The organism is Thalassoglobus polymorphus (assembly GCF_007744255.1).
In the GTDB taxonomy this organism is placed as follows: Bacteria; Planctomycetota; Planctomycetia; order Planctomycetales; family Planctomycetaceae; genus Thalassoglobus; species Thalassoglobus polymorphus.
In genome coordinates this window covers 534,054-546,718 of record NZ_CP036267.1, presented here as the reverse complement: position 1 = coordinate 546,718, position 12,665 = coordinate 534,054, and the positions used below count along the sequence as shown (strand labels likewise).

At 49.9% G+C, this 12,665-nt stretch carries 6 protein-coding genes; 2 read left to right on the top strand and 4 right to left on the bottom strand.

Going from position 1 to position 12,665, the window contains the following annotated elements; all coding sequences use genetic code 11:
* Positions 1 to 9: 9 nt before the first annotated feature.
* A complete protein-coding gene (locus Mal48_RS02055) occupies positions 10 to 576 on the bottom strand; it encodes a YqgE/AlgH family protein (protein ID WP_145195629.1) in 567 nt (188 codons plus the stop codon).
* Positions 577 to 768: 192 nt separating this feature from the next.
* Positions 769 to 3,492, bottom strand: coding sequence for a type I DNA topoisomerase (gene topA / locus Mal48_RS02050; protein WP_145205612.1), 2,724 nt, complete (start codon positions 3,490 to 3,492; stop codon positions 769 to 771).
* 559 nt (positions 3,493 to 4,051) lie between these two features.
* Between topA and Mal48_RS02045 the strand changes: the two genes are divergently transcribed.
* Entirely contained in the window at positions 4,052 to 6,967 is a 2,916-nt protein-coding gene (locus Mal48_RS02045) for a hypothetical protein (RefSeq protein WP_145195627.1), read from the top strand.
* 264 nt (positions 6,968 to 7,231) lie between these two features.
* On the opposite strand, the gene Mal48_RS02040 is transcribed toward Mal48_RS02045, so the two are convergent.
* Positions 7,232 to 9,220, bottom strand: a complete 1,989-nt coding sequence (locus tag Mal48_RS02040; RefSeq protein ID WP_145195625.1) for an alpha-amylase family glycosyl hydrolase — start codon at positions 9,218 to 9,220, stop codon at positions 7,232 to 7,234.
* Positions 9,204 to 11,378, bottom strand: coding sequence for an HAD-IIB family hydrolase (locus Mal48_RS02035; RefSeq protein WP_145195624.1), 2,175 nt, complete (start codon positions 11,376 to 11,378; stop codon positions 9,204 to 9,206). Before Mal48_RS02035 ends, Mal48_RS02040 begins: the two co-directional genes overlap by 17 nt.
* A 416-nt stretch (positions 11,379 to 11,794) precedes the next feature.
* Here Mal48_RS02035 and Mal48_RS02030 point away from each other — a divergent pair, with 416 nt between their 5' ends.
* Positions 11,795 to 12,622, top strand: coding sequence for an HAD-IIB family hydrolase (locus Mal48_RS02030; protein ID WP_145195622.1), 828 nt, complete (start codon positions 11,795 to 11,797; stop codon positions 12,620 to 12,622).
* Positions 12,623 to 12,665: the final 43 nt, after the last annotated feature.

Sequence of the window (12,665 nt, the reverse complement as noted above, 5' to 3'; positions counted from 1 at the left end):
TATTCGGGATCAGTTCCACTCGGGATGATCGCAATCGATGGGGAGTAGTCTTCTGGTCTGTTTTGCTTTTGCGGTCAGGGTGTCCCAGATCGAGTAAGGGTCGGGCTGAAAGACAGTTTCCTCATCGGCTGGAACGACCGTCCAGTCACCCCGAGCCAGTTCTCCTTCGAGTTGGCCCGGTCCCCAGCCTGAGCAACCAGCAAAGACGCGATAAATCAACTCTTGCGGATCTTCGATGGCCACTTGCAGAATGTCTTCAAAGACCTCAGCGCTGCTGCCCATGTAGACGTTTTCAACAATGGGCATTTCGGACGGATCGAGAGCAGAAGAGTTGTGAACAACAAAGAGTGCCTCCGGCTCCACTGGCCCTCCGACATAAACCAGTTCCTGATTTTCAGGGAGGTCAAAGTTTCCTTGTAAAGCATGAGACACGGTGAAGGGCGAGGGGTGATTGATCACCAACCCCATCGAGCCATCGGGACCATGTTCGACAATCAGCACGACCGACTTAAAAAAAGTCGGGTCACGTAGCTGATCTCCTGCTACCAAAAATTTTCCGCGCAGAGGATTCAACATTCTTCAATGTGTTTAAGGGAATTGTAGTGGTTTTGACCGACAAGTTGGAACAAAGCTTCAACCTTCAGGGAATCAATGATAGACGATCCCCCAACAGCCACCTCCTTGATTGTATTCACGAAGACCAATAAAGAACAGATTCGACTTTGGTTCTAACCGAAATCAAAGCCCAGGACGGGCGATCACGCGCAGCTATTCCTCACTGGATTCTGCCTCATCACTTTTCTTGGTCGTTTTCTTTTTGGTCGCCTTTTTCTTCGCAGCTTTCTTAGCTGTTTTCTTTTTTGTGGTCTTTTTCTTTGCGGCCTTTTTCTTTGTTGTTTTCTTCTTTGCTGCCTTCTTCTTCGCAGCTTTTTTCTTGCCGACCTTCTTACCTGTTTTGGCTGCCTTGTCGTTAATCAGTTCGACAGCTTCAACAAGAGTGAGCGCTTGCGGATCTTTGTCTTTTGGAATTGTAGCGTTGAGCTTTCCACACTTGACGTACGGACCGTATCGACCTTCGAAAATTGCGAGTGGCTCTTCACTTTCCGGATGGTTGCCGAGCTCTTTGATCGGTGTCGGAGCAGAACGAGTTTTCGCCAGTTTGAGGAGTTCAACGGCGCGATCCAGCCCAACAGTCAGGACATCGTCCTCTTTGGGCAGACTTTTATATTTCCCCGCATGCTGAACGTACGGACCGAATCGACCGATTCCGGCATTCACAACTTTGTTGTCTTCCGGATGGTGCCCGACTCGTCTGGGGAGAGACAGCAATTGAATCGCCAGATCGAGGTCGACCGCAGTCGGATCGACATTCTTAGGAATCGACACCCGCTTCGGTTTTTTCTCTGCACCTTCAACGACTTCACCCAGTTGCAGGTACGGACCAAAGGGACCAGAAAGAACAAAAATTGGCAAACCATCTTCGGGATGCATTCCGAGAGATTGTGGTCCCTGCTTTTTCAATTCGATGAGTTTCTCTGCCATCTCATTATCAAGATCGGCAGGAGCGATATCCTCTGGAAGAGACGCATTGAATGTCTCTCCGTCAGATTCCGCTTCTAAAAATGGACCGTATCTTCCGACGCGAACTGCGGATGAAAGTGAGTCCAGTTGCAATGTGCATACTTCGCGCGGATCGATTGTTTCCTTCTTCGATTCAACTTGATGCCCCAGGCCTTCCTCGCCCGAGTAAAACTTGGACAGATACGGAATTTTCTCAGCTTCACCATTCGAGATATCATCCAGCGACTGTTCCATTTGAGCAGTAAACTGCAAGTCGACCATCTGCGGGAAATACTTCTCCAACAGATTAGTCACAGCCAAAGCGGTAAATGTCGGGACAAGTTGATTGCTCACTTTGCGAACATACCCCCGATCCTGAACCGTTCCGATAATGCTGGCATAGGTACTCGGTCGCCCAACCCCTTCCTGCTCCAACTTGCGGACCAGTGAAGCTTCTGTATATCGGGCAGGAGGCTTGGTTTCGTGGCTCAGAGACTCGACATCCTTGCACTTCAGCCCGGCCCCTTCACTCATTTCCGGAAGCATGGAGTCTTGATCTTCGAGTGCCGCTTCGGGGTCATCGGAGCCTTCAACATATGCTCGGAAGTACCCGGGGAAGACAACCTTCCGGCCGGTCGCTCGGAATTCTGTTTCATCCGCCGTAATGGTCACGGTATCAAATCGGAGCTGAGCCTCTGCCATCTGCGCTGACATGGTTCGCTTCCAGATCATCTCATACAGCTTCGCTTCCCGGGCAGAGAGACCAAGCTCGTCGGCAGTTTTCATTTCTGTTCCTGCAGGACGAATCGCTTCGTGTGCCTCCTGGGCATTTTTCGTCTTGTTGGAATACTGCCGGACTTCGTCGCTGAGGAAATCTTTTCCGTAGTTGCTTTCAATTCGAGCACGCGTCGCGGTGACAGCTTCCTGCGAGAGCGTCACGCTGTCGGTACGCATGTAAGTGATATTTCCGTCTTCATAAAGACGTTGTGCCACCTGCATGGTCTCCCTCGCCGACATATTCAGCTTACGGTTCGCTTCCTGCTGAAGCGTACTTGTCGTGAACGGTGCCGGAGGTTTTCGCGTTTGAGTACGATGCTCGACCTTGCTGACTTCCCAGTTGGTGCCGAGAAGTTTCTTTTGCAATTCCTTCGCAGGCTCTTCATCGAGCAGAAGGACTTTTGAGCCATCTTTCAGTTTTCCGGTGTGCTCATCGAAATCTTTTCCGGTTGCAATTCGCTGCCCATCAACTGACCAGAGTTGAGCATCAAAACTCTCTTCACCGATGTGAAGTGCGGCTTTCAGGTCCCAATATGTTCCGCTCCGGAATGCACGTCGTTCGAGTTCCCGCTGCACCAGAACACGGACAGCGACACTTTGCACACGTCCGGCAGATAATCCTCGGCGGACCTTCGTCCAGAGCAATGGTGAGAGTGTATATCCGTATAAACGGTCGAGAATACGCCGCGTCTCTTGCGCTTCGACAAGATTCATGTCAACTTCGCGCGTATTGTCTAACGCTTCGAGAATCGCTTTCTTGGTAATCTCGGAAAAGGTCATCCGTTTGACTGGCCCTTTGGGCTTTAACAGGTCAATCAGATGCCAACCGATGCTTTCCCCTTCGCGGTCTTCGTCCGTCGCGATGATGAGTTCTTCAGAGTTTTTCAGTAAGTCCTTGAGTTCTTTGACGACCTTCTTCTTCGCCGGCGAGACAACATAAAGTGGCGTAAATTCCTCCTCGACGTTCACCCCCAGCCGGGTCCATGCCTCTTTTTTCATCGCTGCAGGAATGTCCGCAGCTTTTTCAGGCAGGTCTCGCACGTGTCCCATGCTGGCACGAACTTCGTAGTCACTCCCCAAAAAACCCGCGATTTTTCGGGCTTTCGCAGGGGATTCCACTATGACGAGTGCTTTCTTCTTCTTCGCAGCGACCATTCGATATCCAATGATATTATTCAGTTCTACCTTTGACCGATCAGCCAAAGGCAAAGAGGCTAAGTCCCTATTCGGAAACTTCGACGATGAAGGACTTCCTCAGTGCTTGAAGGACCAGATCCAGTCTCTCGGTATCAGCTTTAAACAGTATCAGCTTTAAATTGTTGGGGAGTCGGACAATGATTCATTTCCATATGCCTGACGGCGCGGTGAGGAATTCAGCTTTTCATTCGAAGTCGACGTCCGACCATTCTACGAAAACGCGAGCATTCACTCTGGGGTTGCCACACACTCTGTCCCAGCTAAAATGCCGCTTGTTATATATGACCTACTCTTTTCAGATTCACTTTCATTTCCTCTAATTAGTAGTGGAACGAAAGTTGAACTCACCTTGATTCACTTAAAAAAGTAGATTCCTCGCCCTGTGATTACGGAATCGTTTGAGGGATTGTCAAGTGAGCGTAGGATGAGAGTTCAGAAATCACAACGGAAATTTGATTTTCATTTCGTTCACAATCGCGAAAATTAAATTCTCAAGACGTTACAACAAGGCACACGGATGAGTTCTCCTTTCTCCCTTTTCCGACGTCACCAGCGCGTACTGATGGTCGTCACGACCGGCCTGGCGATGATTTCTTTCGTTTTGCTCGGTGCAATTCAAGACCCGCGTGACATGCCAATGCCGCTCGTGGTCGTCTTCCTTGCGGCAATTATGGGCGGGATTTTTTGGCTCGCCGGCCTGAGTCGAGGAAAAGGTGCCGATTGGGGACTGACTGGAGTCGTCATCGGGGTGGCTCTCGGACTCGCCATGATCTGGGCTGGTCGAGAACCGAACGCTGTGACAATGGAGGGCGGAGACCTCAAAAGCTCCGAACTCAACGAGTTGATGCAAAACCGGCAAATCGCCAACAATTTCGTGCAAATGGCGGCCAGAGCAGGAATCCCCGAGAACGATGAGAGCGAAGCAGCTCAACAAGCTCTGACTGAAGCAGGACAGCGCATTCAACAAAACCTGTTCGGATTCAATCGCGAGCGAGAGATCACCTCAGAAGATGTTGTCCTTGGTGAAGTCCTGCGTCGGGAAGCAACCGAAATGGGAATGTCGATCTCCGATGACGTCGTCAAGAAATTCATCACCAAAATCTCTGGCGGAAAGCTGACCGGCCCTGAATTCTCAAAAATTCGCAGGACACTCCGTGTTTCAGAAACATCGTTGATCGAAATCCTGCGAGAAGAAATTCTCTCCCAAGAGGCAGCCCGCCTTTTGAGTGATCCAATTTTAAGCAGCCAAACCCCACTGACGCCGCAAAACGACTGGAACTTCTTTCAGAAGCTCCAGGTCAAGCAAACTGCGGAGCTTGTCTCAATTCCTGTGAGCAGCTTTGAGTCTGACTCAGTCGAGCCAACAGACGAAGAACTCCAGGCTCTCCTCAACCAATACAATAAAAATCTTCCCGGATTCACCCCGGAAGGTCGCCCGGAAGAAGGTCGCCCTGGCTTCTATCAGATGCCAAAAATGGAACTTGCTTATCTGGAAGCAGTCTTCGATGACATTAAAGCGACCGTCGGCGAAGTGACCGACGAAGAGATTCAGAAACGCTACGAAGACGAATACCTTCGGGAAGTCCCGGAGGCTGCACCCGCTGGAGACATGCCATCACCAGGCTCGTCAGCGATCCCAGCACCAGCGTTGCCAGCACGCCCCCAAACGCCCGAAGCAGCGGCTCCAGCCAAGAGCACTGAGGACTCACCCTCCGAAAAGAGTGAAGAGAAACCGGCTCCTGTGAAAGAAGAAGCACCTCCAAAAGAGGAGCCTAAGAAAGAAACAACTCCAGAAGAGCCGAAAAGTGAAGCGGCTCCTAAAGAAGAAACAAAACCTGAACCAGCTAAAGAAGCTCCCGAAGCCCCAAAAGAAGAGGCTCCGAAAGAAGAAACGACCAGTGAACCTGCTGACGATGAGAAATCACAATCTTCGATAGTCACTCCGCTCGGGAAACTTCAGTTCGTTTCCTTGCAGGATGACGAAAAGAAAAGCGAAGACCCGGCTCCTGCAGAAACACCTGAAGATCCAGCAAAAGAAACTGAAGCGAAAGCACCTGAAGCTCCTGCAAAAGAAGCCCCATCGCCTGAAGCACCTGCTGCGAAAGAAGCAGACGCAAAACCGGCAAAAAGTTTAGAAGCTCCTGCCAAACCGAAGGCAGATGCTGAACAGCCTGCAGAAACGAAAAAAGCTGAAGAAAAGAAAGCAGAACCAGCGAAAGAAGAAAAACCGAAAGCGGAAGATTCACCAGCTGAGGAAAAGAAACCCGAAGCAGGTGACAAACCCGCAGAAGCCAAACCGGAAATGAAAGCGAATCCGCTCGGTGACGACGACTTACCTCCAGCCCCGGAATCGAATGTTCCAGCCTTGGACGATACGCTCAAAGCAGAACTCCGCGAAGATATTTTACGAGAACGAACGCACGCTAAAATCACCACGCTGATGGACGATGCGTACGCCTTCGTCAGAGACCTCTCTGGAAAATACCGATTAGGGAAAATCGATGAGAACTACGTCTCTCTCGAAGAGGCAACGAAGCAAATCAAGAAATACGCTGAGGAAAACAACCTCGAATTTATCGAAACCCCATTCCTGACATTAAACGAATTGCGAACCTCGGAAGACTATCCAATTGGATCAGCATTTGTGCAATCCTTTGCGGCATCTCGTGGGCTGCAAACTGTGGTGGAGCAACTGCAACAGTCAATTCCAACAATGTTATTTAACGTCAATCAGGCTCGTCGATTCAACTTTGGCGACTTTGGTGCATCCGAAAGTCGTTTTGTTTACTGGAAAACCGGCTTCAAAGAAGCTTACTCACCAGAAACGATCGATGACGAACCAAGCGTTCGCGAACAAGTCACCAAAGTCTGGAAACAGCAACAAGCTGGCCCCGCTGCCTTGAAACGCGCTGAGGCGTTACAAAAATTACTACTGAAAAGTGACAAGCCGATGGCAGATGCTCTCGCAGACGAAACCGTCACCGGTGACCCTGACAGCCTCTTTCTCACAGTCCGTGAAACTGGTGAGTTCACAATGCTCACCGAGGGTGCTGCTCAGTCCACGAATCCGTTTCAGCCACAACAACCAGGCATGCCCAGGTACTCCAACATCCCGGGAGCAGAAGATGTCGGCGAGCGGTTCTTCAACAAGGTCTTTGAAGACATGAACGTCGGCGATGTCGGTGTTGCCCCCAACAGTGACGGATCTGCTTACTATCTTGTCCGAATCAAGAGCCGCACACCTGATTCACCCGAAGAAGTCAACGAATTGCGAGCAGACTTCCTGAATCAAGGTCAGCAGTTTGCGTACCTCTTCCTTGGTGAACAACTGCGGAATGAATACGCCTCGAACTGGGCACGTGACTTGATGAAAAAATACGACGTGCAATTTCTGGCAAATCAAAGAGACTCGGTCTCACCGGAAGAAAGCTAACGCATTCGCTTTTCTCGTCTCCGTGTAGAACCTTTTCCATCAGGAAAAACAGACTTCACGACGAGTCAGAACGCATCAAATTCTCAAAACGCAAGAGGCCCAGCCAATTTTGGCTGGGCCTCTTGCAATGACAGCCGCTTCAATGTTTCTCGTGCCGGTGAACAAAACGGATTTTGTCAATGAAATGACGTCTGTCCCCGTAGCTGATCGCAAATCTGATTGCGAATACGTTTTCGAAAGCTGCTTCAGAGGCATCTGAAATGCTCAGACGCGACGCAGCCACATCACCTGATACGGTCCCAATATGACCTCTTCCGAAGTTCCGACGGTAGTTTCGGAGATGAGTTCTTCAAAGAAGCGACCGAGGCCGGCGGTCCTGACGACATTGCCTGAAACAGGTTGTTCTTCTTCAGAGAAGTTCCCGAAGACAATCACCCGCCCTTCTGCAGAGTGGCGAACGAATCCCAGAACATGCGGGTTCCCAGAGGAAATCAGTTCCATCTGTTGACCTGCAAAGGCGGGGGCCACTTTCCGCAAATGGATCAGTCGACGGATTGAGTTGTACAGGTTGGTATGAACCATCCCCCCCTGCCCGTTCGAATTCTCCGGCAGTTGAAGATCCTGCAGATAATCCCATTTCATTTTGGGACGATGAATCCAGCGGGTGTCACTCGATTTTGCCGGGTCTTGTACAAAATCGTAGTCATTCAGAAGCCCCCACTCTTCTCCGATGTACAGCAACGGAATGCCGCCGATGCTCAGAGTAATTCCATGAAGTAACAAGATTCGATTCACAGCCAACTCTTTCAGCGTGTCATCGTTCCTGCTGAACGCCTGTTCGAGCCCAGCCAGCGAGGCCATTGTCCCCGAGATACGCATGTCTCCGGTATCAGCGTTGTACTGAAACGGAACTCCACGAGCGAAAGATTCTGGATACTGACCGGTGTAAAATTTATTCAGAAACTGCCGATGGTCGTATCCGTTGATTCCAACAGCGGCGGCATCGCCATCATCGAACGTCCAGCCAATATCATCATGACATCGCAGGTAATTGACCCACGCCGTTCCACTGGGAATTTTGTGACGATGAGACAGCGAGCGATTGAGGAGTTTGACTTCGCGCGTTGCCAGCGACTCCCACAACAACGCCATCAATGTTGGATTGTAGGAAAGCTGACACTCCTGAGGTGAGACATACGTGAGGACGTCATCGGGCGCGACGATGGCTTCCGATTTGAAGACCATCCCTGGACAAACAAGATGAACGATGGCGTTGTACGCCTGAATGAGAATGTGCGCTTCCGGGAGGTTTTCGCAACTTGTGCCCATCTGCTTCCAGATAAATGCCACCGCATCCAAACGCAGAATATCGACGCCCATGTTCGCCAGAAAGAGCATCTCTTCCAGCATCGAACAGAACACCGCCGGGTTATGGTAATTCAGATCCCATTGAAAGCTGTTGAATGTCGTCCAGACCCAACGCTGCATCCCGTCATGCCAGGTGAAATTCCCTCGCGATTCGGTCGGGAAGATTTCTCGCAAGGTCTGTTCGTATTGATCTGGCAGAGTACGGTCTTCGAAGAGGTAGTAGTATTGTTGAAACTCTCGAACACCGGCCTGTGCCTGCTTTGCCCATTCGTGGTCATCGGCGGTATGGTTGAAAACGAAATCGAGCGCAAGTGCGATCCCTGACTCGTGAAGTTCACTGGCGAGAAGTTGCAGATCTTCAATTGTTCCAAGCCGTGGATCGACAGAACGGTAGTTGCTGATCGCGTATCCGCCATCATTGTTCCCGGGACGCACCGCAAAAAGTGGCATCAGGTGCAGATAAGTCACACCCAGCTTCTTGAAGTAATCAATACTTTGACGGAGCTTGCCGAGGTTCTCGCTGAACAGATCGACATAGAGTGCGCCTCCGACCATTTGCTCAGACTGAAACCAGGAATCGTCGTAGATCCGCGCCTGATCTGTCTTTAACAAATGAGCAGGGCGATCTGCCCAGGCCTGCGCAGCAACGCGCGCGATATCTTCCAGGTGATAGAAGAAATCGTACCGAGTTCCATATAATCGGTAAGCAAGATCGAAGATTCGAGGCCAGGAGTTCCTGAACCGCTCCTCAAAAGCACGGCGGTCAGCAGGCTCATGCCCCGCTTGCTCCCAAATGGAACAAACGCGAGGCCAAATTCTTTGGAGGCTGAGTTCGGCTTCAAGCTTGAGATCTTCGATCCCGGGGACGTTATTCGAGATCGTCATTCGGAATTGTGATGTGGTCTAAGAAATTGTAGTACTGAATGCCTTCTATGATACCATGCGCGTGTTCAGCTTTTGCAAAGTAGATTCGAGGCAATTTTTTAAGTTTGTTAAGTTCAGGGCTGTGATTACCGACGACAACACCCAATGTCCTGCCCTTGAGCATCCCTTCGTCGTTACCAGAGTCCCCAGCGACTAAAACCTGTTCCGGTGCAAACCCCCATTTGTAAAGTAAGTGTCGCAAAGTATTGCCACTTCCTCCCCGGACAGGAATCACATCCAAATACATCCCCAATGAAAAAATGAGGTTTGCTCGCAGCTTGGCTTGACGAAGAATTTTCCGAATGACTGCCGCTTTGGGAGCCAATGCCGTATCGATTTCAAAGCTGATTTTGAAATCAGATTGATTTTCAGCAGATTGCAGAATGAGACCGGGGACATCCTCCAGCACCTTCCGAATTTCGTCAGGCTTCCAGTTGAAATCAATTTGCCGTCGCCAGCTGCTGTCCTCGATTTGATCCTCTCCATAATGCAAGGCAGTCCCCACTGATGTGTCCAAGACATCGGGCATTGGGAGTTTGAGTTTGTGAATCAATTCAAGGGCGTTCGATAATGTCCGTCCCGTAGCGATTCCGAATCCGATCTTGTCGTTCTCCTCAAGAATTTTCGTGAACTCTCGGACTGCCTCTTCATCTCCAGTGAGTGTGTTATCCAGATCGGTGATAATGAGGCGATCAAATGTTGGAAGTCGTCGCTTTGGGAATGATGATGCGAGAACCGGTTTTTCTGAATACTTCAAAATGTCCTTAAGATCTCGCAGGTATCGGTCTGCGTGATTGGACCATGAATAATGCTTGTGAGCTCCCGCAATTCCCTGTTTCGAAAACTCCTCCCACTGCTCGGAATCTGTCAAAATTCGCAGCAGAGCATGTTCGATATCCTCTTCATCGAGCGGGTCAATGAGCAGTCCGTTTTGACAATTTTCAATAATATCGCGTGGCCCTCCGTCGTTGGTTGCGACAATAGGAAGCCCAGTTCCGGCAGCCTCTAAAAGAGTGAGACCGAACGGTTCGGTGAGTGCAGGGTTTACAAACACGCCTTGAGTTGAAGCTGCAAGACGATAGAACTCCGGAACTTCTCCGGGAGCAAGTGTCTTCGGATAAGCAATGCTCCCGTAGAGGTCGTAGTCGTCAATCAGAGAGAGAACATTGTCGAAGATTCGACGCTCTGGCTTTGTTAAATTAGCGAGCTTTTCCCGAGTCCCCAAGACGACGACCAGGTTCGCCACTTCTCGCAATCGTTCACTTTGACCAAACACACGAACCAGTGTTTCGAGATTCTTGCGTTCATCCAGACGTGCAATCGTCAAAATGATCGGTTTCTCCAGGTCACTCAAAAATCGTCCGACCTTGGTACGAACGCTTCCGACTGAAGAGTTTGCCGTGGGAGAAAAGTTCGTCAGATCCACTCCGGGCGGAATCACTTCCATGCGACTGGGATCATACTGTTCGTAAAGTTTGTACTGTTCTTCAACTTCCTGTGACGTACTGGTCACCACCATCGTTGCGGTTTCCAGAGCGACCTCTTCTGCTTCGATTCGTGTAGAGATGTTGTATTTTTTCTCGATCGTCTCTGGGTTCGAACCTTTCGCCAAGAGTCTCTCTTTCTTGACGCGACCAAGTGAATGACCGGTAAAGATGTAGGGAATGTGCAGCAATCGAGCGAGACGCGCACCGGCCAAGCCCGCATCTGCGTAGTGACCATGAATAATGTCGGGCAATCCAGTGCGTTTGAAGTAGCTGAGGGTTTGGTCAGTAAAAACTTCAATGTACGGCCACAGAAGTTCCTTGCGCAAGTATTTTTTTGGTCCAAATGGGATACGCACAATCTTGGCGTTTTCTGCGATTTGCTCCTCGAGTTGTGCATAATCCGAGCTGACTTTGTCATCGACGATCTGTCGGGTCAGCAGTTCAACCTCGCGGACATCAGGGTGTTTTGCAAGTTCACGTGCTAACTCCAACACATAGATGACCTGACCGCCAGTGTCGGCATCTCTGCCGAGTTCTGGGTTGTCCCCTCGAATAAGACCATGTAGGCTGATCAAAGTGATCTTTGATTTCTGAGAATCGTTTGAAGACTTCGTGTTTGAATTTTTATTCATGATTCTTCATTAAGAGCTGATCCGAAAACCTGGACTGAGCCTCTCGTACAATGAGAAAGCGATTCATGACAGTGGTTTGCGGAGAGGAACTCAACCTCACTATGGGAACTGATCTAACAACGGAAACTGATCTATCAACCTGGCTTCTCAAGCGCTGAGAAGCTCCATATTGAGAAAGATCACTTCACTGGACGTGATCTCGGAGATGATCTCTCATTGATTCGGTTCTCCAAAAGGTTCTTATTGCCTCCTTGATAAAATTTGCCTGATTCTTAACTTGATGAGTGCACGAGGCAGAGCCAGACATTCTCTACCACGGGACATTCTCAACTCAGCCTGACTCAAATAAGCCTGATCAAGTAGGCCGAAGAAAACATTCAACGACCTTCCTCTTCTAATAATGCAGAATTTGACTCATGAAACAAGCCCTGGCGACGGATCTTGATGGAACATTGATTCCACTGCAGGGTCATCAGGAGAACCTCCGAGACCTTCAATTACTGAAAAATGAGCTGGATCGCACTCAGATTGAACTGCTTTATGTCACAGGCCGGCACTTCGAATCGGTGACTGATGCCATCGAATCTTACCAACTGCCTCTCCCGAATTGGGTAATCTGTGATGTCGGGACAACCGTGATGCAACGGACCCCTGAGGGGACTTTCGAACAGCAAGCTGACTACCGAAAACAATTGTTTTCCCTGACGCAATCTTTGCCTCTAGGTGCACTTGATTCGCTCTTGAAAGATCTCCCCGGACTTCGCCGGCAGGAAGATGAGAAACAGGGTGAGTTCAAGCTGAGTTATTATTGTGATGATGCAAACCGAATCGAGATCTCTGAACAAATCAGGCAACTGCTGAGAGAGTCGTCGGCCCCCTACTCATTAATATCGAGTGCCGACCCTTTTAATGGTGACGGACTGATTGACCTGTTGCCGCAGAATGTCTCGAAAGCGTACGCCCTCGATTGGTGGACACAGTTTTTCGACTACCCCAAAGAGTCCGTTCTTTTCGCTGGAGATTCCGGAAACGATCTCGCCGCCCTGACCGCTGGGTATCGCTCAATTCTTGTTGGAAATGCAGCTCGCGAGGTTGTTGAAGAGGTCATTCAAATCAACAAAGAACTGGGGTTCCACGATCGCCTGTTCCTTGCAGAATCTTCAGCAACCAGTGGAGTCCTCAACGGTTGCCATCACTTTGAAATCTTCAGCAAGAGATCCGATTTAAACACAAAGAATCCATAATCCAACCGTCTCACACACCAGTCTTATCGAACAGGTTGGCGGG